Annotated in this window: 15 protein-coding genes and 6 tRNA genes; 1 reads left to right on the top strand and 20 read right to left on the bottom strand. The window is 46.1% G+C overall.

Features of this window, described 5'->3' with window-relative positions; genetic code table 11:
- Positions 1-3 precede the first annotated feature (3 nt).
- Entirely contained in the window at positions 4-324 is a 321-nt protein-coding gene (locus tag BUB18_RS17120) for a hypothetical protein (protein WP_073083451.1), read from the top strand.
- Between the two features lie 64 nt (positions 325-388).
- Here the strand turns inward: BUB18_RS17120 and trhA are convergent, their stop codons facing one another.
- From trhA to BUB18_RS17020, 20 genes are all read right to left on the bottom strand, one after another.
- Positions 389-1,030: a PAQR family membrane homeostasis protein TrhA gene (gene trhA / locus BUB18_RS17115; RefSeq protein ID WP_073083450.1), complete on the bottom strand. Its 642-nt coding sequence runs from the start codon at positions 1,028-1,030 to the stop codon at positions 389-391.
- A 215-nt stretch (positions 1,031-1,245) separates the two neighbouring features.
- Positions 1,246-5,541, bottom strand: a complete 4,296-nt coding sequence (gene rpoC / locus BUB18_RS17110) for a DNA-directed RNA polymerase subunit beta' (RefSeq protein ID WP_073083448.1) — start codon at positions 5,539-5,541, stop codon at positions 1,246-1,248.
- A gap of 123 nt (positions 5,542-5,664) precedes the next feature.
- The gene (rpoB, locus tag BUB18_RS17105) at positions 5,665-9,474 is read right to left on the bottom strand and encodes a DNA-directed RNA polymerase subunit beta (protein ID WP_073083446.1); all 3,810 of its coding nucleotides are present in this window, start codon (positions 9,472-9,474) and stop codon (positions 5,665-5,667) included.
- Positions 9,475-9,693: 219 nt separating this feature from the next.
- The gene (rplL, locus tag BUB18_RS17100) at positions 9,694-10,065 is read right to left on the bottom strand and encodes a 50S ribosomal protein L7/L12 (RefSeq protein WP_073083445.1); all 372 of its coding nucleotides are present in this window, start codon (positions 10,063-10,065) and stop codon (positions 9,694-9,696) included.
- A gap of 93 nt (positions 10,066-10,158) precedes the next feature.
- Positions 10,159-10,695: a 50S ribosomal protein L10 gene (rplJ, locus tag BUB18_RS17095; RefSeq protein ID WP_073083443.1), complete on the bottom strand. Its 537-nt coding sequence runs from the start codon at positions 10,693-10,695 to the stop codon at positions 10,159-10,161.
- A 60-nt stretch (positions 10,696-10,755) separates the two neighbouring features.
- Positions 10,756-11,445, bottom strand: a complete 690-nt coding sequence (rplA, locus tag BUB18_RS17090) for a 50S ribosomal protein L1 (protein ID WP_073083441.1) — start codon at positions 11,443-11,445, stop codon at positions 10,756-10,758.
- A gap of 42 nt (positions 11,446-11,487) precedes the next feature.
- Positions 11,488-11,931, bottom strand: coding sequence for a 50S ribosomal protein L11 (gene rplK, locus BUB18_RS17085; protein WP_073083439.1), 444 nt, complete (start codon positions 11,929-11,931; stop codon positions 11,488-11,490).
- 220 nt (positions 11,932-12,151) lie between these two features.
- Positions 12,152-13,327: a transglutaminase domain-containing protein gene (locus BUB18_RS17080; RefSeq protein WP_073083438.1), complete on the bottom strand. Its 1,176-nt coding sequence runs from the start codon at positions 13,325-13,327 to the stop codon at positions 12,152-12,154.
- Between the two features lie 48 nt (positions 13,328-13,375).
- Entirely contained in the window at positions 13,376-14,590 is a 1,215-nt protein-coding gene (locus BUB18_RS17075; protein WP_073083436.1) for a transglutaminase domain-containing protein, read from the bottom strand.
- Between the two features lie 144 nt (positions 14,591-14,734).
- Positions 14,735-15,838, bottom strand: a complete 1,104-nt coding sequence (locus BUB18_RS17070; RefSeq protein WP_073083434.1) for a transglutaminase domain-containing protein — start codon at positions 15,836-15,838, stop codon at positions 14,735-14,737.
- An 87-nt stretch (positions 15,839-15,925) separates the two neighbouring features.
- Positions 15,926-16,492, bottom strand: a complete 567-nt coding sequence (nusG, locus tag BUB18_RS17065; protein WP_073083433.1) for a transcription termination/antitermination protein NusG — start codon at positions 16,490-16,492, stop codon at positions 15,926-15,928.
- Between the two features lie 5 nt (positions 16,493-16,497).
- Positions 16,498-16,695, bottom strand: a complete 198-nt coding sequence (gene secE, locus BUB18_RS17060; protein ID WP_073083431.1) for a preprotein translocase subunit SecE — start codon at positions 16,693-16,695, stop codon at positions 16,498-16,500.
- A gap of 105 nt (positions 16,696-16,800) precedes the next feature.
- Positions 16,801-16,871: transfer RNA gene (locus BUB18_RS17055), tRNA-Trp, on the bottom strand.
- Between the two features lie 100 nt (positions 16,872-16,971).
- The gene (gene tuf / locus BUB18_RS17050) at positions 16,972-18,159 is read right to left on the bottom strand and encodes an elongation factor Tu (RefSeq protein WP_073083429.1); all 1,188 of its coding nucleotides are present in this window, start codon (positions 18,157-18,159) and stop codon (positions 16,972-16,974) included.
- Between the two features lie 69 nt (positions 18,160-18,228).
- Positions 18,229-18,305: transfer RNA gene (locus BUB18_RS17045), tRNA-OTHER, on the bottom strand.
- 110 nt (positions 18,306-18,415) lie between these two features.
- A tRNA-Thr gene (locus tag BUB18_RS17040) sits at positions 18,416-18,487 on the bottom strand.
- 23 nt (positions 18,488-18,510) lie between these two features.
- Positions 18,511-18,583 (bottom strand) — tRNA-Gly (locus BUB18_RS17035).
- A 180-nt stretch (positions 18,584-18,763) separates the two neighbouring features.
- Positions 18,764-18,845 (bottom strand) — tRNA-Tyr (locus tag BUB18_RS17030).
- A gap of 74 nt (positions 18,846-18,919) precedes the next feature.
- Positions 18,920-18,993 (bottom strand) — tRNA-Thr (locus BUB18_RS17025).
- Between the two features lie 256 nt (positions 18,994-19,249).
- Entirely contained in the window at positions 19,250-19,549 is a 300-nt protein-coding gene (locus tag BUB18_RS17020; protein WP_073083428.1) for an HPF/RaiA family ribosome-associated protein, read from the bottom strand.
- Positions 19,550-20,275: the final 726 nt, after the last annotated feature.

The raw sequence follows: 20,275 nt of genomic DNA, 5'->3' as shown, positions 1-20,275 counted from the left end.
AAAATGAAATTAACCGCTATCCTTATCCCTGCCATCGTACTGGGTATGTCTGTTTCCGTAGTAGCACAGGATAAACCTAAGAAAGAAAAAAAAGCAGATCATGGTCATCTGCACCAGGACTCAACTGGTATGAAACACCGCCCTGCCGGTCAGATGCGCCGTGATAGTACAGGCGCTAAGCACCATCCTCCTAAAGGTGAATTCCGCCGCGATACCACCGGTATGAAACACCAGGGCCCAAGAGGTGATATGCGCCGTGACAGTGCAGCTGTTAAACGCGGAAGACCTGGCGGAAAAGGCGATTTTAAACAGGTAGGCAACTAAGCAAAGTAGCTATGCCATCTACCTAAATAAAAAAAGCAGGTGATCACTCACCTGCTTTTCTTATTTACATGGTCAGCAATACCGCCACATAATGGCAGATAGCGGCCGCCAATACCAGGAAATGCCATACAGCGTGGGTAAACTTGTATTTATCCCATATGTAGAAGAATACGCCCGCGGAATAAAGAATGCCGCCTGCAAACAACATCACTATCACGGAGAGCGGCATGTTTTCAAAGAACCGCTTCCCACCCAGCACCATTATCCAGCCCATCGCCAGGTAGATAATGGTAGATAATATATCAAACCGGCCGGTAAACCATATCTTAAAGAACATTCCCACAAGGGTTAGTCCCCACAAAATACACAACAACGTTATGCCAAAACTATTCAACATATACACCAGCAAAAACGGTGTATACGTGCCCGCTATCAGAAAGTATATACTGATATGATCAAACACCAGAAAGATCTTTTTTACGTAAGGCTCCAGGCTCAGGTGATATACCGTGGAGTTGGTAAACAGGAGGATGAAACAAAAGCTGTAAATGCCCGCCCCTACAATGCCAGGTGTGTTGCCATGAATAGCTGCAATCGCCGTGAGTACCGGCAGTGCACTCACGCCAAATATCACTCCTGCCGCATGTATCAGCCCGTTCACAATTTCCTGCTGACGGGTATAGGTTTGCTGTACAATGATTCCCATATCGCATGATTTGAGAATAAAGCTACTGCATATTTGCATGCGGCATTATCGATTAAAATGATAGGCTTATACATGATATTATTCGTTTTTGGAATGGCCTTCGGCCATTCCAAAAACGAATAAATGCCCCTCCGCCTAAGCGGAGGGGCATTTATTCGTAAATAGAAAGCCTCTCCTTTGCAGGAGAGGCTTTCTAATATTACAATGCTTACGCACTATTCTTCTTCATCGAACTGGAATACTTCTTTAGAAGATGCCAGGATATCGTATTCTTCCTTAGAACCTACGATCATGTTTTCGAATTCACGTAAACCTGTACCAGCAGGGATCAGGTGACCGGTGATAACGTTCTCTTTCAAGCCCATCATGTCATCGATCTTACCGTTGATAGCTGCCTGAGACAGTACCTTGGTTGTTTCCTGGAAGGATGCTGCTGATATCCAGCTGCGTGTACCCAGGGAAGCCTTGGTGATACCTTGTAAAAGCGGACTGGAAGTAGCTGGCTGCGCATCGCGGAATTCAACCAGTTTCTTGTCTGCACGACGCAACAGTGAGTTTTCTTCACGTACCTGGCGGAGGGTCACGATCTGACCAGCTTTCAGGGTAGTAGAGTCACCTGCTTCTGTTACCACCTTCTTATCGAAGATGATGTCGTTTTCTTCGAAGAAGTCGAATCTGTCTTCAGTATCGCCTTCCAGGAAGCGGGTATCGCCTGGATCTTCAATGTTTACTTTACGCATCATCTGGCGTACGATCACCTCGATGTGTTTATCGTTGATCTTCACACCCTGTAAGCGGTATACCTCCTGAATTTCATTCACCAGGTATTCCTGTACCGCAAACGGACCTTTAATAGCCAGGATGTCGGCAGGAGTGGTAGAACCATCGGACAGGGAAGTACCGGCTTTCACGAAGTCACCGTCCTGCACCAGGATGTGACGGGTCAATGGAACCAGGTATTTCTTGATCTGACCTTCGCGGCTCTCGATGATGATCTCACGGTTACCACGTTTGATGTTACCGAATGCTACCACACCGTCGATTTCAGAGACGATGGCAGGGTTGCTTGGGTTACGTGCCTCGAACAGCTCAGTTACACGTGGGAGACCACCCGTGATATCTCGCAGTTTACCGAGTACACGTGGGATTTTCACGATAACCTGACCTGCTTTCACGTTTTCTCCTTCAGAGATCACGATGTGAGAACCAACCGGCAGGTTGTATGATTTCACTTCCTTGTTGCCTTCTACAACAATGGAAGGGATCTTGTTTTTGTCTTTGGTTTCGATAACCACTTTCTCGCGGTGACCAGTCTGCTCGTCAGCCTCTTCACGGAAGGTGATACCTTCAATGATGCTGTCGAACCGGATACCACCGTTGATCTCAGAAACGATAACGGCGTTGAATGGATCCCAGGTACAGATCTGATCTCCTTTGGAGATTTTCTGGCCATCTTTTACCAGCAGGGTAGAACCGTAAGGAATGTTGTTGGTGATCAACAGGCGATCATTTTTAACATCCATGATACGCAGCTCACCGGTACGACCGATAACCACCTGTACTTTATCACCTTCGTTGTTTTCGAAAGTGGTAGTACGCAGACCATCGAATTGTACAGTACCATCGAACTTAGCAGTCAGGCCGGATTCAACAGAAGTAGAACCAGCCACACCACCCACGTGGAAGGTACGCAGTGTCAACTGTGTACCAGGCTCACCGATGGACTGGGCAGCGATGATACCTACAGCATCACCTTTCTGTGCAGTGTAACCGGTTGCCAGGTTTTTACCATAACATTTCACACACACACCACGACGGCTTTCGCAAGTCAGTACAGAACGGATCTCTACTGTTTCGATAGCACTGTCTTCAATGCGATGTGCAATGTCTTCAGTGATTTGTTCACCACCGGCAACGATCAGCTCATCGCTCAGTGGATCGTAAACGTCGTGCAGGGAAGTACGGCCCAGGATACGATCGTACAGTGGTTCTACCACCTCTTCGTTATCCTTCAGCGCTGAAGTAGCAATACCACGGAGGGTGCCGCAATCTTCTTCGTTGATAACCACATCCTGTGCAACGTCCACCAGACGACGGGTCAGGTAACCCGCATCCGCTGTTTTCAACGCCGTATCCGCAAGACCTTTACGGGCACCGTGCGTAGAAATGAAGTATTCCAATACGTTCAGACCATCCTTAAAGTTGGACAATACCGGGTTTTCGATAATCTCGGAACCAGTAGAGCCAGACTTACGAGGCTTAGCCATCAGACCCCTGATACCAGCCAGCTGTTTAATCTGCTGTTTGGAACCACGCGCACCGGAATCAAGCATCATGTAAACAGAGTTGAAACCTTGTTTATCTGTAGCCAGCTCGCGGATCAGCGTTTCGGTTACTTTGGTATCCACGCGGGACCAGATGTCAATGATCTGGTTGTAACGTTCGTTGTTAGTGATCAGACCCATGTTGTAGTTATCCCACACTTCATCCACCTCACCGGCTGCGCCGTCGATCATGTCCTGCTTAACGTCAGGAATGATCAGGTCATTGATGTTGAAGGACAGACCACCACGGAATGCCGTACGGAAACCTAATTGTTTGATATCATCCAGGAACTTCGCAGTAGTTGGGATGTTCGTGTATTTGATGATATCACCGATGATTTCACGCAGGGATTTTTTAGTCAGCAGGGCGTTAACATAACCGGCTGCCTTAGGAACGTGCTGGTTGAACATCACGCGACCTACGGTAGTTTCGATCAGTTTTCTTTCCAGTTCGCCGGATGCAGTTCTCACGTCAGCTTTTACGCGGATATGAGCGTGCAGGTCAACCTGGCCCTCGTTATATGCGATAATAACCTCTTCAGCAGAGTAGAAAGCTTTACCTTCTCCTTTTACGATGTCATCACCCATGGTTTTCTTACCCTTAGTGATGTAGTACAGACCGAGTACCATGTCCTGTGAAGGCAGGGTGATTGGCGTACCATTCTGCGGGTTCAGAATGTTGTGAGAAGACAGCATCAGGAGTTGCGCTTCCAGGATTGCGGCGTTGCTCAATGGAACGTGTACCGCCATCTGGTCACCATCAAAGTCGGCGTTGAACGCAGAACACACGAGCGGGTGAAGCTGGATTGCTTTACCTTCCACCAGTTTAGGCTGGAAGGCCTGAATAGAAAGACGGTGCAGCGTTGGAGCACGGTTGAGCATCACCGGATGACCTTTCAGTACATTCTCCAGGATATCCCAAACTACCGCTTCCTTACGATCTACCAGCTTTTTAGCTGATTTCACGGTTTTAACGATACCTCTTTCAATCAGTTTACGGATAATAAATGGTTTGAACAGCTCTGCCGCCATATCTTTTGGCAGACCGCACTCATGCAGTTTCAGTTCAGGACCTACCACGATTACAGAACGTCCGGAGTAATCCACACGTTTACCGAGCAAGTTCTGACGGAAACGACCCTGTTTACCTTTCAATACGTCGGAGAGGGATTTCAGTGCACGACCACCTTCAGCTTTTACCGCATTTGATTTACGGGAGTTGTCGAAGAGAGAATCCACCGCTTCCTGCAGCATACGTTTTTCGTTACGCAGGATCACCTCAGGCGCCTTAATTTCGATGAGACGTTTCAGACGATTGTTACGGATAATTACCCTGCGGTACAGGTCATTCAGGTCAGAAGACGCGAAACGACCACCATCCAAAGGAACTAACGGACGCAGTTCAGGTGGAACAACAGGGATATATTGCATCACCATCCACTCAGGACGGTTTTCAACACGGCCATTTGCTTCACGGAAAGCTTCCACAACGCTCAGGCGTTTCAGCGCCTCCGCTTTACGTTGCTGGGAAGTTTCAGTGGCTGCCTGGTTACGCAGCTGGTAAGAGAGGCTGTCCAGATCAATACGGGCCAGCATCATTTCTACCGCTTCCGCACCCATTTTAGCAATGAACTTGTTAGGATCTTCATCCGGTAACAGTTGATTGTCTTTTGGCAGTGTATCCAGGATGTCCAGGTATTCTTCTTCAGTGAGCAGGTCACCGTAGTTCATACCTTTTTCCTGTTTAGCACCCGCCTGGATTACTACATAACGTTCGTAGTAAATGATGGTTTCCAATTTCTTGGAAGACATACCCAGGAGGTAACCAATTTTATTAGGGAGAGATTTAAAGTACCAGATGTGTACAACCGGAACAACAAGACGAATATGCCCCATTCTTTCGCGACGCACTTTCTTCTCTGTTACTTCCACACCACAACGGTCGCAAACGATACCCTTGTAACGGATACGTTTATATTTTCCGCAATAGCATTCGTAATCCTTTACAGGACCAAAAATCCTTTCGCAGAACAAACCATCACGTTCCGGTTTGTAAGTACGGTAGTTGATGGTTTCAGGTTTCAGCACTTCACCGTATGAACGCTCCAGAATTACATCGGGAGAAGCCAGACTAATGGTAATGCTGTTAAAATTTGATTTAGGACGATTTTCTTTCTTGATAGCCATCTGTTATTAGCTTTTAGCTGTTAGCCGCTGATGATCAGTTCAGCGACAAAAATTTTATTCCTGCGAAATATCAAAGCTATCAGCCATCCGCACTTGCTGCGAATGGCTGGTAGCTAAAAGCTCTTAGTCAAATTTCAGATCCAGACCCAGACCGCGTAACTCGTGGATCAATACATTGAAGGACTCAGGCACACCCGCTTTAGGTATGTTGTCGCCTTTCACAATTGATTCATAAGCTTTCGCACGACCTACGATATCATCTGATTTAATGGTAAGCAGTTCCTGCAGGATATTGGCAGCACCATATGCTTCCAGTGCCCATACCTCCATCTCACCAAAACGCTGACCACCAAACTGTGCCTTACCACCCAGCGGTTGCTGAGTAATGAGGGAGTATGGTCCAATAGAACGCGCGTGCATCTTATCGTCCACCATGTGGCTCAGTTTAAGCATGTAGATCACACCTACGGTTGCTTTCTGGTGGAAGCGGTCTCCGGTTTCACCATCGTAGAGATAAGTGTGACCGAAGCTTGGCAAACCAGCTTCATTGATATAGGATGCAATTTCTTCAGTAGTAGCACCATCAAAGATCGGAGTAGCAAAGCGTACGCCCAGTTTCAGACCTGCCCAACCTAATACGGTTTCGTAGATCTGTCCGAGGTTCATACGGGAAGGTACCCCGAGTGGGTTCAGTACGATATCCAGTGGTGTACCATCTGCGAGGAACGGCATGTCTTCATCACGCACGATCTTAGCAACGATACCCTTGTTACCGTGACGTCCCGCCATTTTATCACCCACTTTCAGCTTACGCTTGCTGGCCAGGTAAACCTTCGCCAGTTTCAGTACACCAGCAGGGAGCTCATCACCGATTGAAATGTTGAATTTCTCACGTTTGTAGCGGCCCAGCTCTTCGTTGTACTTGATGTTGTAGTTGTGCAGCAGGGTGTTGATCTGGTCGTTGGTTACCTCGTCGGTAGTCCAGCCCAGTGGATTCACATTCTGGAAATCGATGTTTACCAGGTTCTTAGGGGAGAATTTAGATCCTTTAGAGATCAGTACTTCACCGTAAGTATTGGTAATGCCCTGAGAGGTTTTGTCTTTCAACAGCACCTGCAGTTTGCTCATCAGTACTTCCAGCAGATCTTCTTCGTTCTTCTGGTGTACTTTTTCCAGTTTCTCTAATGCCGCTTTTTCACGGGTCTTAGAGTTTTTATCTTTCTTAGCGCGGCTGAACAGTTTCTTATCGATTACCACACCCTCAGTGGATGGAGGTGCTTTCAGAGAAGCATCTTTCGCATCAGATGCCTTGTCACCGAAGATCGCACGGAGCAGTTTTTCTTCAGGAGAAGGATCAGATTCACCACGAGGAGTGATTTTACCGATCAGGATATCACCTTCTTTAATGTGCGCACCAACACGGATAATACCGTTCTGGTCGAGGTCTTTGGTAGCCTCTTCACTTACGTTAGGAATATCCGGAGTCAGTTCTTCTTCACCCAGTTTAGTATCACGAACTTCCAGTTCATACTCATCGATGTGGATAGATGTAAAGAGGTCTTCACGTGCAACACGCTCAGAGATTACGATCGCATCCTCAAAGTTGTAACCTTTCCAAGGCATGAACGCCACTTTCATGTTGCGTCCCAGTGCCAGCTCACCACCGCGGGTAGCGTAACCTTCTGTTAAGAAGTCGCCCACTTCCACACGCTGTCCTTTCTTCACACAAGGTTTCAGGTTGATACAGGTGGATTGGTTCGTTTTAACGAATTTGGTCAGGTTATAAATCACCAGATCATCTTCGAAGCTCACCAGTTTCTGCATCTCATCACGCTCGTAACGAACATGAATTTCTTTTGCATCCACGAACTCGATCACACCTTTACCTTCAGCGGTCACCTGCAGGCGGGAATCGCGTGCAGCTTTCGCTTCCAGACCAGTACCTACGATAGGCACTTCAGGGTTGATCAATGGTACCGCCTGGCGTTGCATGTTTGATCCCATCAGCGCACGGTTGGCGTCATCATGCTCCAGGAACGGAATCAGTGATGCAGACAGACCTACGATCTGGTTCGGTGCAACGTCCATGAATTCCACTTCATCCTTATCCAGGATCGGGAAGTCACCGGTTTCGCGGGATTTTACTTTATCATTAACGAAGTTTCCTTTGTCATCGAGCGGGGCGTTTGCCTGCGCGATTTTTACAGAATCTTCTTCTTCAGCACTGAGGAATTCCACTTTCGCCATATCCACTCTACCGTTGTTTACTTTACGGTAAGGAGTTTCGATGAAGCCCATTTCATTCACTTTCGCGTGAACGCAGAGGGTGGAGATCAGACCGATGTTTGGACCTTCCGGAGTTTCGATGGTACACAGACGGCCGTAGTGGCTATAGTGTACGTCACGCACCTCGAAGCCTGCTCTTTCACGGCTCAGACCACCAGGTCCGAGAGCGGAGATACGACGTTTGTGCGTGATCTCAGAGAGCGGGTTGGTTTGATCCAGGAACTGTGACAGCTGAGAGGTACCGAAGAAGGAGTTGATTACGGAAGACAGCGTCCTCGCGTTGATCAGATCCACCGGTGTGAACACCTCGTTGTCACGAACGTTCATTCTTTCACGGATGGTACGGGCCATACGTGCCAGACCAACACCAAACTGAGCATATAACTGCTCACCCACGGTACGTACACGACGGTTAGACAGGTGATCGATATCGTCGATCTCTGCTTTACTGTTGGTGAGTTGTACCAGGTACTTGATGATGGCGATGATGTCTTCTTTAGTCAGGACTTTCATGTCCAGCGGTGTAGGAAGACCCAGTTTTCTGTTGATTTTGTAACGACCAACATCTCCGAGATCGTAACGTTTATCGGAGAAGAATAATTTATCGATGATACCCCTTGCTGTTTCATCATCCGGCGCATCGGCACCGCGCAGCTGGCGGTAGATGTGCTGAACGGCTTCCAGCTCAGAGTTAGATGTATCCTTATTTAATGTATTGTAGATGATGGAGAAGTCGCCACTTACCTCTTCTTTCTGAACGAATACAGATTTCAGGCCCATATCCACGATAGTTTCGATGTTTTCTTCATCGAGGATGCTATCGCGTTCCAGCATGATTTCGTTACGTTCGATACTCACTACTTCACCGGTATCTTCATCCACAAAGTCTTCCACCCAGCTTCTCAGGACGCGTGCAGCCAGTTTTTTCCCAGCGTATTTCTCGAGGGATTTTTTATCTGCCTTCACTTCATCCGCCATGCCAAACAGCTGGAGGATGTCCTTATCTGTTTCATAGCCAATAGCACGTAACAGGGTGGTAACCGGGAATTTCTTCTTACGGTCAATGTAAGCGTACATCACATTGTTGATGTCCGTTGCAAACTCCATCCACGCGCCCTTGAACGGAATTACCCTTGCAGAGTAAATCTTGGTTCCGTTCGGATGTATGGATTGACCAAAGAAAACACCAGGAGAGCGGTGCAGCTGGGATACAACTACGCGCTCAGCACCATTGATAACGAAAGTACCTCTTGGGGTCATGTAAGGGATGTTACCCAGGAACACATCCTGCACAATAGTCTGGAAATCCACATGTTCCTCATCGTTACAGCTCAGGCGGAGTTTCGCCTTCAATGGAACGGAATAGGTAAGCCCACGCTCAATACATTCCTCGATAGTATAACGCGGAGGATCAACGAAGTAGTCCAGGAACTCCAGATTGAAGATATTACGCGTATCCGTAATCGGGAAGTTCTCTTTAAATACTTTAAAAAGGCCTTCGTTATTTCGCTTGTCTGGTGTGGTTTCTAATTGGAAGAAATCCTTGAAAGATTGGATTTGGATAGCCAACAGATCCGGTGTCTCAGTAACTTGTTTGATCTTTCCAAAATTTACTCTTTCGTTTGTTTGGGCTTTTTTTAGAGACATATTCGAAGTTAGCAGTTATATGACTTGTAAGAATTAGGGAAATTAAGGTTTCTTTGCCAATATCCCATCATGTTAAGTATTGCCTCTTGCACATTGTCAAATTCACTCATGTGATTCCCTATTTTGACTCTCTGAAAAAGACACTTTCCCAAAGGGAATAAGGCCAAAAGTGCTGTGCGCACTTTTGACCTTTAAAAGATGTATATCTTAAGCAAAGAATTACTGAATTTCAACTTCAGCACCAGCTTCAGTCAGCTTAGCTTTCAGATCTTCTGCTTCAGCTTTGCTAACGCCTTCTTTTACTGATTTAGGAGCGCCGTCAACCAGTTCTTTTGCTTCTTTCAGACCGAGACCAGTCAGGTCTTTTACAACCTTAACTACGTTCAGTTTGCTAGCACCTGCAGATTTCAGGATAACGTTGAAAGCAGTTTTCTCTTCAACAGCTGCACCGCCATCGCCACCGCCAGATACTACTACTGCAGCAGCTGCTGGTTCGATACCATATTCGCTTTTCAGAACATCTGCGAGTTCCTGAACTTCCTTAACAGTTAAACCTACTAATTGTTCGGCTAATGCTTTTACGTCTGCCATTTTATAAAAATTTAGATATTTTTTGTAATTGTTGTTAATTATATATTATGACTTGGAAGCCAATGTGTTGTGGGGAGAATACTCTCCCAAAAATTACTCTGCCGCTGGAGCTTCTGCTGCCACAGCTTCGCCACCTTCGTTTTTGCCTTTCTCCAGGAGAGCAGCAATAACGCGTTTTGCAGGAGACTGGAGGAGACCAATAACTTCGCCGATGAGCTCGTTTTTGGTTTTGATCTCGGTCAGCGCTTTCAGCTGGTTGTCGCCGATGAAAATCTCGTCAGCAACAAAAGCAGCTTTCAGAACTGGTTTTTCCAGCTTGTTGTTAGCTTTACGGAAAGAAGAGATGATTACAGCCGGCTCTTTTGGAGAATCAGAGAACATCAGGGCAGTCACACCGTGCAGTGCTTCATAAATACCTGCATATTTCTCAGCATCCAGAGATTCCAGTGCCTTCTTAATCAGGGTGTTTTTAGCAACCTTCATTTCTACATTCTTGTCGAAGCACACTTTCCTCAGGTCATTAACCTGCGCAACAGTCAGTGATTCGGTGTTAGTGATGTAGAAGTTGCTGTATTGAGAGAACTTGCCTTTCAGCAGTTCGATCACTTCATTTTTTTGATCTTTATTCATATTATTACGTTTGCAGCTAGCCCATACCCTCTCGAACACAGGCTACACACTCGTGATCAATTAGTTTTGAACAGATTTAGTGTCGATAGCGATACCTGGGCTCATTGTAGCAGCCATAGACAGGCCTTTCAGGTAAGTACCTTTAGCAGTAGCTGGTTTCAGCTTGATGATAGCATTGATCAGCTCCAGAGAGTTCTGCTCAATTTTCTCAACACCAAAAGATACACGACCGATAGAAGCGTGGATGATACCAGCTTTATCAACCTTGAAGGAAATTTTACCGCCTTTAACATCGTTTACAGCCGCTGCCACGTCGTTAGTAACAGTACCGGTTTTAGGGTTAGGCATCAGGTTACGTGGACCTAAGATTTTACCCAGTTTACCGATTTTAGGCATCACAGCAGGTGTAGCTACGATTACATCGATATCAGTCCAACCGCCTTCAATCTTAGTGATGAATTCGTCCAGACCTACGAAATCTGCGCCAGCCTCTTTTGCAGCCGCTTCTTTATCAGGGGTGCAAAGTACTAACACTCTTTTTGTTTTACCAGTACCGTGAGGAAGCGTTACGGAACCACGGATAGCCTGGTCTGCTTTCTTAGGATCAACGCCTAAGCGGATATGGATATCGACAGAAGAGTCGAATTTAGTGCAATTGATTTCTTTTACTAAGCTGGAAGCTTCTTTCAGGGTGTACTGTTTGTTTTTGTCCACCTTTGCTTCAGCTACTTTTCTCTTTTTAGTTGCCATTTTCAAAATGATTTTAAGTCCTGCCTTAACAGGGTGAAACAATTAGTTTTCCCAAGGAGCTTTACCTTCTACAGTAATACCCATGCTACGCGCAGTACCTGCAACCATGCTCATCGCACTGTTCAGGGTGAAGCAGTTCAGATCTGCCATCTTATCCTGTGCAATAGCTTCAACCTGAGCCCAGGTTACTTTGCCCACCTTGTTACGGTTTGGTTCTTTAGAACCACTTTGAATTTTAGCAGCTTCCTTCAGCTGAACTGGAGCCGGAGGCGTCTTAATTACGAAGTCAAATGATTTGTCAGTGTAAACAGTCAGCAACACAGGCAATACCTTCCCAATTTTATCCTGGGTACGAGCATTGAACTGTTTGCAAAACTCCATGATGTTCACACCTTTAGAACCCAGAGCAGGTCCGATTGGAGGTGCAGGGTTGGCTTGGCCGCCTTTTACCTGCAATTTCACGTACGTTGCGATCTCTTTTGCCATACTTTATTATTTAATTTGGTTAAGCGCCCTCTGCAAAACAGAGAACTCCCAAAACTAAAAGGAACGAAAATAACCTTTTAAACGGGATGCAAAGGTATATAATAATATTAACTCGCCAAAAAGTATTTGAATTTGGGCATCCTTTTTGCTAACGAAAGAGATTTTTTTACAAATCTATTGCATTACCCGAATTTTTTCCTTATATACGAAGCGTGCAAAGTTACGACTTCTCCACCACATCTACATAAAATAATGACCGGCGTTTCGCCTTCTCCGTTTTTAAGTAACGGCTAACGAACTGATCCTCGGTCCTTATCCTGCCTCTCATCTCCTCCACCGCAGCACCCAGCTCCCGCAAATGATCCACCATGGCAGCATCCGTACCATGCATCGCCGCCAAACGCCGGCTCAGGTCCTCTGCCATGCCCACCAGCGCATCCATCATCTTCCTGACAGTCATATCAGGCTTCTCCGGCAAAAACTGACTGTTCTTAAATGACACATACTCGTTGTACCCCTTCACCAGCCCGGCATAATCCGCATTAGCCACATTAAACTGGTCCACCAGCCTGTTCCGCTCCTCAATCTCCCGGTTGCCAGCCAATACCTTCACCGTTTGCCGCAGCCAGTCCAGCTCTGCCATCACAAACGGATTAGCTGCACCGCCATAACGCTCTATCCTGGCCAGCGATCCGGCCAGTCGCTCATACCGCGGCAGCCGCAGGTATTTATTAATAGTATCATTGTAATTAAACGCCGGCCCACTCTGCCTCGAAACGCCCACCTCATCGTGCCTTACCGGATTGGTCAGCAACTGCCACATCGGATCAAACGGGATATGACGCTTTACCGCCACCTGCGGCGATACCTGGAACCATTCCCAGTTCAGCTTAGGTGTAAACCTCGCACCATCCACCGTCCCAGCCCCCCAGGTTGGATCTGTTACGGTCCACTGTGCCCCATTCTTCACCACCACCCAGTCATGGGCACCGGTAGGCGCTAAAGTCCCATTCTCCAGGCAATACCCGTTTACCGTATATGCCGTAATACCAGCCTCCTGGCATACACGGGCGTATAAACTGGCATAATCTGCACATACCCCCACCCGGGATCTCAACACCTGCTGCAATACCGCCGCAGTATCCCTGTAATTCTTTTGCTGGTACATGCCCGGAATATCGTAGGCTATATGTGTGGCAATCCATTGATATAACGCCTGCTGAAAGGCCTGATTGCTGGTGGTATGGGTTTTCAGCCACTTAGCCATATCGGCTGGACTGTTAGTCACTGCATCCGGAATAGCCACTACGGCCGGAGCAGGTTTTGCTGGCTTAGGTGCCTGCGCATTTGCTGACGATACCGTCAGCAAACACGCCAGTACGATTACTATGCTCATGGTAGGGATAATTAACTCTCTCTCTCCTAAATTTAAAAAATTTAAACCTTAATTCACAGGGATACCCATCCAGGTCATTTTGTAAAAAAGTGACTTCCTGAACAGCTTGCCGGTTTTGAGATATTTAGTCACAAATGCCTGCTCCTCCGCAATCCTGTCTTTCATATCCTTTGCGGAACGCTTCGCCTCATTCACCGACCTCGCATTATTACTGCCACCATCAAACACAATCTCATTTAAGGCAGTGGTGATGTTATCCACATTGGCTGCCATCGTATCTATCCACTCTCTTATTTCCTTGTCGGGTTTAGCTGGTGTAAACTGCTTGTTCTTAAATACCACATAGGCATTGAAATCATTCACCAGCTCATTGTACTTCCCTGTGGTAGCATTGAATTTATCAGCCATGGCGTTGTGCGCCGCCACCTTAGCATTCTGGCGACCTACATCCAGCACCTGTATCATATAACTCAATTCGGTAGATACATACATATTACTCACGCCAAACCTCCGGATCCTGTCCACCGCATTTTCGAGTCTGGCAGTACTGTCGAGCCTGTTCCAGGCAGCAATGGTATCTGCAAAAGCAAATACCGGGCGGGCAGCAGCGTCGGTCCAGTTATTTTCCTTTATTGCGGTATGGGTATGCGGATGTTCCAGGAACTGGTACATCGGATCAAATGGTACATGGGTTTTTATGTAGACATCAGGTGCCACCATAAAATATTTCCATGTAAAGGAAGGGTAAAACTTATTACCGCTCACTCCTCCTGCCGCCCACGTAGGATCAATGAGCGACCATTTATCCCCTACATTTACGGCGACCCAGGCATGGCTGCCATCCGCACTCAATTGCGAGCCACTCACGGTATATCCGGACACCAACATGGCAGAAATTCCGGCTTTTCGGGCAATTTCCACGAAAAGTGACGAGTAGCCGTAACAGATAGCCTGCCGGGTGCGAAGGGTTTTTAAGGCAGCGTCTGTGGTATCCTTATAGTATTGCGGATCATAGGTATTCCTGGTGTCATACACCACGTTTTTCCCGATCCATGCATAAATAGCTCTCAGTGCTTCCGTTTGATTACTGGTGTTATTTTTCACCCACTCAGCCATCGCGGTGGACGTCATCACTTCCGTATCCGGAATCTTAGCATAGGTAATTGTCTGGCTGGCAACAGGCTTCGCTTTTGTCGTCTGTGCATTGCCGGTGGATGCCGTTCCCAGCATCACCGCAATTCCCACGGCGGCAATTAATCTCATAAGTTGGGTTATAATTTGGTTACTGTCTCCTATTGGTCTAAAACGCTGCAAATATATGGCGTTACTATTCAGATTTACTAATTAACCCGTTGATTTTCCGTTGTATATAATTTTAGCAATCCTCAATACACCATCAATGATGTTTTATCGATTTTTCTTCAATACTTCTACAAAATCCTTCCGGCCTTTCTGCAGATGGGCGAGCGTTTTATTCACCGTTTTCACAAAGTTTAACCTGTTTTGTTCATTAACGTCAAAGGTTAAACGTATTGCGTTTGCTGCCGCAAGAATGTCCTGGCATTCTTTAATGCGATAGTCGGACCAGATAAGGAATTCAGTGCCTCCCCATGATTTTTTATTGCTGATAAGGGTTACCAGCTTATTGTATTGACTGATGGCAGTCCGGAATCTGGCATCCGCGCCGGAAGCCACGTCAGTACTATAGGCAGCCGCCGGGATGGATTTTTGGAGAAACGAAACTTCGTCTCTTTGTAACTGATTAATAACGCCATATGCCTCCATCCGGCGCATCCTGCTTTTTACCTGTTCCAGGGCTGTTTGTTTTTTATAGGCAGCAATACTGTCTTCAAAATTAATAGCCGGCCTGTTGGCGGCTGTTTCCCAGGTATGATCCCGTAGTTCATCCGGTTTTACTGGGTGGGAAAGGTATTGGAAAATCGGGTCAAAGGGTACATGCGTGTAAATGGCTTTTTCAGGGGAGATCATAAACTGCTCCCAGGTAAAGGAGAAGCGGAAAACATCACTGTCGTCCACTGCGCCGGCTCCCCAGGTGGGATCAATGATTCCCCATTGTCCATTTAGTTGGACACCCAGCCAGCCATGGCTGCCATCGGTGGACAGCTGTCCCTGCACGTAGGTATAGCCGGTGATCAGATCGACGGGGATGTTAGCTTGCCGGCATACTTCAAAGAACAGGCAGGTATATCCCTGGCAGGTGCCGGCATGGGTGGTAAGTGTTTTTATGGCCGCGTCAATGGTGTCTTTATAGGGTTTATCGGCGCTGGCGAGGGTTACATCATAGCGGATGTTATTTGCAATCCAGTAGTAGAGAGATTTTACCGCATCATAATCATTGCTGGCATTGGCTTTTAGCCATTTACCCATGGCAGTGGGTGATACGGTGGCGGCTGGGGGGATTTTGATGACTGCGGTATCACTGGCAGTTTGCTGTGCGTATAAAGGTGTATGGAAGCATAATATGGAAAGGAGGAGTAGCAGGTGCTTCATGATATGTTGGCGGGTAAGGGATAAAACGAACAACGTTCCGGTGGGATACCGGAACGTTGAGTAATATGATTATGCGGGTGGTGGTGCTTAGGAAAGCTTTTCTACCTGCATGAAGTTGAGTTCTACCGGAGTAGCGCGACCAAAGATTTTCACGGTCACTTTCAGTTTCTTTTTGTCTTCGATTACTTCTTCGATGACGCCGTTGAAGTCGTTGAAAGGGCCATCGATAATTTTGATGGTTTCGCCAACGATGAAAGGTTCGCTCATGGTGAGTCCCTGATCGGAGAGTTCATCCACTTTACCTAACATTTTGTTTACTTCTGCTTTGCGGAGGGCGATTGGTTTTTCTTTACCGAGGAAGTGGATTACACCAGATACATTGCGAATGGATTGGATTACTTCATCGGTCATTTTACCGTCGATGGCTTCGATCATCACGTAACCAGGGTAGAAGTTTTTTTCGCGCATTACTTTTTTACCGGCTTGCACTTTATAAACTTTTTCCACTGGCAGGAAGACCTGGGTGATCACGTTACCCCAGTCGGAGCGGCGCACTTCAATATCCAGATATTCCTTCACTTTTTTTTCCTTGCCACTAACAACGCGGAGCACGTACCACTTTGTTTCCTGCGCAGGAGTATTGGTTGCGTCCATATTGATTAGTGTTTGAATAATTGATAATAGTGAGTTAACACGAAGTTGGAGGCTGCATCCATGCCCCATACCAGAGCTGTCACAAAGAGGGTTGCGATCAGTACTACCATGGTAGAAGACTGCAGTTCCTGCCAGGTAGGCCAGGACACTTTGTAAACCAGTTCATGATAAGACTCGCGGAAATAGTTTCTGATCTTATTCATTTAAAATACATTTTTGGTCAAATTGGATAAAGCCTAAAAAGGTTGAATTGCTTTATTTTTTTAAAATAACAACAATTCAACCATTTTATAATTTTTATAACCTTGCACGGGCACTAGGATTCGAACCCAGATCAAAGGTTTTGGAGACCCGTATGCTACCGTTGCACCATGCCCGTGTATGAACTGTTAGCTTTGATTTTTCAGAGCTTAAGACTAAGATAGTCAAAGCTAACAGTTTTATTTAGATATTGTGAATTGCTTCACAATATAGATACCTTATTTCAGGATTTCAGTTACCTGACCAGCACCTACTGTACGTCCACCTTCGCGGATAGCGAATTTCAGACCTTTATCCATCGCAATTGGCTGGATCAGTTTAACGGTCAGAGAAACGTTATCACCAGGCATAACCATTTCAACGCCAGCTGGCAGTTCAACTTCACCGGTTACGTCAGTAGTACGGAAGTAGAACTGAGGACGGTATTTGTTGAAGAATGGAGTGTGACGACCACCTTCTTCTTTGCTCAGTACGTATACTTCGCATTTGAATTCGGAGTGAGGTTTGATAGAACCAGGTGCCACGATAACCATACCACGACGGATCTGAGTTTTCTCAATACCGCGGAGGAGCAGACCAGCGTTATCACCAGCTTCACCTTCGTCCAGTAATTTTTTGAACATCTCAACACCAGTACAAGTAGATTTCAGAGACTCTTCCTGCAGACCTACGATCTCAACGTTCTCACCAACTTTGATGCGACCGCGTTCGATACGACCAGTTGCTACAGTACCACGACCTGTGATAGAGAATACGTCCTCTACAGACATCAGGAATGGTTGATCAACTGGACGTGGAGGCAGAGGAATGTAAGAGTCAACTGCAGCCATCAGTTCGTCGATAGCGCTAACCCATTTTTCTTCGCCAGCCAGAGCGCCGGTTGCAGAACCTTTGATTACAGGAGCGTTATCACCGTCGAAACCGTTGGAAGACAGCAGATCACGAACTTCGATTTCAACCAGTTCCAGCAGTTCAGCATCGTCAACCAGGTCAACTTTGTTCATGAAAACTACTACCTGAGGTACACCTACCTGACGAGCCAGGAGGATGTGCTCACGAGTTTGTGGCATAGGACCGTCAGTAGCGGCTACCACCAGGATAGCACCGTCCATCTGAGCAGCACCAGTGATCATATTTTTCACATAGTCAGCGTGACCAGGGCAGTCAACGTGAGCATAGTGACGATTTGCAGTCTGATACTCTACGTGAGCTGTATTGATAGTGATACCTCTTTCTTTTTCTTCAGGAGCAGCATCGATCTCATCATAACCTCTCTTCTCTGCCAGACCCTTGTTTGCCAAAATTGTGGTAATGGCAGCAGTCAAGGTAGTTTTACCGTGGTCCACGTGGCCGATGGTACCAATGTTTACGTGGGGTTTATCCCGCTTAAAGGTTTCTTTTGCCATTGTATTTTCTTTTTAGATGGTTTGTAAAGATTGTATTGATAGTTGTTTAAAACACGATTTACAAACTTGTACCGCTGATGAGAATTGAACTCATGTCCTTCCGCAGAAATGTTTCAGTGGACGCTCTTCCATTGAGCTACAACGCTAAGTTTAATTTCGGAGAGGGAATTGGAAATTCGAATCCCGAAATTCGAATTTTATGGAGTTGTTGATGCGACTTAACTACTCACTACAACTATTCTTCAAAAAAATTCTGAGCTGTTGAAGAGAATTGAACTCTCGACCTCTTCCTTACCAAGGAAGTGCTCTACCCCTGAGCTACAACAGCTTGAAAAATTGCAAATTAATGCGAGCGGGAGACGAGGTTCGAACCCGCGACCTACAGCTTGGAAGGCTGTCGCTCTACCAACTGAGCTACTCCCGCATTAATAACCCATTTTACAGTAATAACAGTAACATTATTCCTGTTAATGAATCATAAAGTAAATTAAAGAACATAAAGGCTGTTGTCCTCACAGGCGTGTGTTCAACTCTGAATTACTCACCTTCCATTTCACAACTATGTTCCGCCTCTGCAAAGGCAAAGGCGGAACACGCCGATCTGTGGGCAGGATAGGATTCGAACCTATGAAGTCGTAGACAGCGGATTTACAGTCCGCCCCATTTGGCCGCTCTGGAACCTGCCCTAACTTAATTTTCTGTTCCTGATTTTCGTTATCCGGTTACCGTTAGTAAACCGGATAACTTAATCAAAACGATGAGCCAGCAGAGGGATTCGAACCCCCGACCCACTGATTACAAATCAGTAGCTCTGGCCAACTGAGCTATGCTGGCATCTTTCAAAAAACATTCTTTCAATTTGGTAACCCGTTCTTCTGAGTTAGTAACTCGTTGAAAGAGAGCGCAAAATTAAGTGAATTTTTCATTTCTCCAAATCTTTTTTTTAGTTTCTTACAAATAATGAAAAATTTATTTGTTTCCGCTAAAACGCCCTGCTATAAAGAACTTTGCTACCTTTTACCGACCCCTTTTCGAATCGGGATGGCAAAGGTAGCAAAGGAATTGATATTTCCAAAATTATTCGAAAAAATTATTGAATTTTTTTCTCCTTCTTACGTTTAACCTGCTCAATCAGGCTCTCGAAGGCCATGTCAAATGAGAGTTCAAATGATTTAGACTCGTGCTTTACAAATAAGTCCTGTCGCGGTATTCGTACCCTTATCTCCGCTATCTTGTCCTTAATCTGATGCGCTAAATTGTCCAACTTAAGAAAAACATCCACGCTTACTATCCGATCATGAAACGTATTCAATTTCTGAATCTTTCTTGTCACATGATCAATCAGTTTTGAATCAGCATCGAAATGCACTGTTTGAATTTGAACGTTCATAGCACTAATTTTTTAAATATTTAACAATCTATATACTAAGGGGTAATGCTTGGTCATAGGCATTCTCTTTCAGTATGAAGTTCTACTTACTCTAATATACTTACTTTATCTATTCACCGCATCTATACCGCGTAATATTTTGTTAAAATGAAATTTATAGTGATTCACGCTGCATAAAGCAATTTCCTATGCCGGTTTGTTTGCAGTTTGTGTAACAGGTTTTCCGGATTTTGATTGCCGGCGAAGCCGGCAATCAAAATCCGGAAGGGGGCAGGGCAACGCCCTGCCCCCTTCCGGATTGTATGCTCCTTTCTGGTTGATGGATTGTGTTTCGCTTTATTAGAGGCAGTGAGGCATGCTTCCGTTCAGATTGTATGCACCTTTGTGGATGGTGAATAGTGTTTCGCTTGTTAGAGGCGGTGAGGCATACCCTCGTTCGAATTGCATGTACCCTAGTGTGTGGCGAAAAATGTCGACTTAATGGAGGTAGTGCGGCCTCCCCTTTTCGGGTGCCATACACCATTGTGCGTGGTGAATTACGTTGGGTTGGTTAGAGGCGGTGAGACATGCTCCCGTTCAGATTGCATGTCACTTGTGCCTGGCGAATAATGTTTTGCTTGTTTAAGGCGGGGAGGCATGCACCGTTCGGATTGTATTTACTTTGTGGGTAAGGTTTGTTTACTAGAGACAGTGAAGCCTGCCCCGCAAGGATTTATACACCTTTGC

It is taken from the genome of Chitinophaga jiangningensis (genome assembly GCF_900142605.1).
Lineage (GTDB): Bacteria > Bacteroidota > Bacteroidia > Chitinophagales > Chitinophagaceae > Chitinophaga > Chitinophaga jiangningensis.
Note: the sequence above shows the minus strand (reverse complement) of the source record. Positions and strands in the feature narration are given on the sequence as shown.

Excerpts from the sequence above, each read along its gene's own strand:
- BUB18_RS17120 (WP_073083451.1), top strand. The coding sequence starts at position 4 with ATGAAATTAACCGCTATCCTTATCCCTGCCATCGTACTGGGTATGTCT.
- trhA (WP_073083450.1), bottom strand. The coding sequence starts at position 1,030 with ATGGGAATCATTGTACAGCAAACCTATACCCGTCAGCAGGAAATTGTG.
- rpoC (WP_073083448.1), bottom strand. The coding sequence starts at position 5,541 with ATGGCTATCAAGAAAGAAAATCGTCCTAAATCAAATTTTAACAGCATT.
- rpoB (WP_073083446.1), bottom strand. The coding sequence starts at position 9,474 with ATGTCTCTAAAAAAAGCCCAAACAAACGAAAGAGTAAATTTTGGAAAG.
- rplL (WP_073083445.1), bottom strand. The coding sequence starts at position 10,065 with ATGGCAGACGTAAAAGCATTAGCCGAACAATTAGTAGGTTTAACTGTT.
- rplJ (WP_073083443.1), bottom strand. The coding sequence starts at position 10,695 with ATGAATAAAGATCAAAAAAATGAAGTGATCGAACTGCTGAAAGGCAAG.
- rplA (WP_073083441.1), bottom strand. The coding sequence starts at position 11,445 with ATGGCAACTAAAAAGAGAAAAGTAGCTGAAGCAAAGGTGGACAAAAAC.
- rplK (WP_073083439.1), bottom strand. The coding sequence starts at position 11,931 with ATGGCAAAAGAGATCGCAACGTACGTGAAATTGCAGGTAAAAGGCGGC.
- BUB18_RS17080 (WP_073083438.1), bottom strand. The coding sequence starts at position 13,327 with ATGAGCATAGTAATCGTACTGGCGTGTTTGCTGACGGTATCGTCAGCA.
- BUB18_RS17075 (WP_073083436.1), bottom strand. The coding sequence starts at position 14,590 with ATGAGATTAATTGCCGCCGTGGGAATTGCGGTGATGCTGGGAACGGCA.
- BUB18_RS17070 (WP_073083434.1), bottom strand. The coding sequence starts at position 15,838 with ATGAAGCACCTGCTACTCCTCCTTTCCATATTATGCTTCCATACACCT.
- nusG (WP_073083433.1), bottom strand. The coding sequence starts at position 16,492 with ATGGACGCAACCAATACTCCTGCGCAGGAAACAAAGTGGTACGTGCTC.
- secE (WP_073083431.1), bottom strand. The coding sequence starts at position 16,695 with ATGAATAAGATCAGAAACTATTTCCGCGAGTCTTATCATGAACTGGTT.
- tuf (WP_073083429.1), bottom strand. The coding sequence starts at position 18,159 with ATGGCAAAAGAAACCTTTAAGCGGGATAAACCCCACGTAAACATTGGT.
- BUB18_RS17020 (WP_073083428.1), bottom strand. The coding sequence starts at position 19,549 with ATGAACGTTCAAATTCAAACAGTGCATTTCGATGCTGATTCAAAACTG.